The following is a 1,686-nucleotide window of genomic DNA, read 5'->3' as shown; positions in this document are numbered from 1 at the left end:
ACTTTTCTAGTACTTCAGTACAATAAAGCCGGTTTTGTGTTTAGTTTCATTTCCGTCTTTATATTCCAAAGAGTAGAAATAAGTACCGGGCTGTTGTAATTTACCGTTGGTGCTGGAGTGGCCGTCAAACGATTTTGTAGCATTGTCATAACCTTTAGCCTCATAAACCAATGCGCCGCTTCGGCTCATGATCTGCAGTTTGTTATCGGGATGCGCAGCTATACCTTCAATAACCAGTGCGTCACTGTTCCCGTCGCCATTTGGCGATACGTTCTGGTGAACAACAATTGCGGTGTTAGTGATCGGCGATTCCAGCGGCTGGTATTGCATAACGACACCAGGAGGAGCCAGGCGTGTTACCAATATTGCATAGGTTTTTTTGGTTGTGCCATCGCCTGCAGTTACAGTTGTGTAAACAGTGGTTGTATCGGCGTTTAATGAAACCGGACCGGAGGCCACGCCGGACGTTGCCGTAACCCCGTTTACCTTTAGGGTGGCCGTGGCGTCCTGTGTGGTGGCGGTTAAACTGATGGAACTTGTTGAATTACTTACTGTGGTTTCATAATCAATGTAGTTCGTGCCTGGCTTCACAATCAAAGTAGCATTTGGGGTTAATTTAATAGCGGTCAGCAGCGCATTGTTAGACGGCACGCGTGTTACCAATATTGCATAGGTTTTTTTGGTTGTCCCATCAGCTGCCGTTACGGTTGTATAAACAGTGGTGGTATCTGTGTTTAAGGAAACCGGGGCTGAGGCTACACCCGATGTTGCAGGCATGCCGTTTACCGTTATGGTAGCTGCGGCATCCTGGGCGGTGGCGGTTACCCTGACGGAGCTTGTTGGCATAAATACCGAGGCTTTATAATCAACATAGTCTGTGCCTGATACTATCGTTAATCCAGTTGCCGGAGTTAATTTAATAGCGGTCAGCAGCGCGTTGTTAGACGACACACGGGTTACTTTTATTGCATATGTTTTCCTGGTTGTCCCGTCGCCTGCCGTTACGGTTGTGTAAATCGTGGTGGTGTCTGTGTTTAAGGAAACCGGGGCGGAGGCTACGCCCGATGTTGCAGGCATGCCGTTTACCGTTATGGTGGCCCAGGCATCCTGTGCGGTTGGAATTACACTGATGGAGCTTGTTGGCATAAATACCGAGGCTTTATAATCAACATAATCCACGCCTGGTACCACCGTCAATGCAGCAGCAGGAGTTATTTTAATAGCTGATAGCAGTGCATTGTTGGACGGTACCCGTGTTACCAATATTGCATAGGTTTTCCTGGTTGTTCCATCGGCTGCCGTTACGGTTGTGTAAACAGTGGTGGTATCCGTGTTTAGCGAAACCGGGGTTGAGGCTACACCCGATGTTGCCGGCATGCCATTCACTGTTATGGTGGCTGCGGCATCCTGTGCGGTTGGAATTACACTGATGGAGCTTGTGGGCATAAATACCGAAGCTGTATAATCAACGTAGTCCGGGCCCGGTACTATGGTCAATCCAGTTTGGGGAGTTATTTTAAGCTTGGTGAGCAGCGCGTTTTTGGACGGCAGGCGTGTTACCAATATTGCATAGGTTTTTTTAGTCACCCCATCGGCTGCCGTTACTGTTGTGTAAACAGTGGTGGTATCTGTGTTTAACGAAACCGGGGCCGAGGCTACGCCCGATGTTGCCGGTACGCCGTTTAC

1 protein-coding gene is annotated in these 1,686 nt (G+C 48.8%); it reads right to left on the bottom strand.

Features of this window, described 5'->3' with window-relative positions:
* Positions 1-6 precede the first annotated feature (6 nt).
* A partial coding sequence (locus NAF19_RS30445) for a cadherin-like beta sandwich domain-containing protein (RefSeq protein ID WP_252794242.1) occupies positions 7-1,686 on the bottom strand: 1,680 nt, incomplete at its 5' end.

It is taken from the genome of Mucilaginibacter flavidus, from assembly GCF_024055575.1.
GTDB lineage: Bacteria > Bacteroidota > Bacteroidia > Sphingobacteriales > Sphingobacteriaceae > Mucilaginibacter > Mucilaginibacter flavidus.
This window is presented reverse-complemented; position numbering and strand designations above follow the sequence as displayed.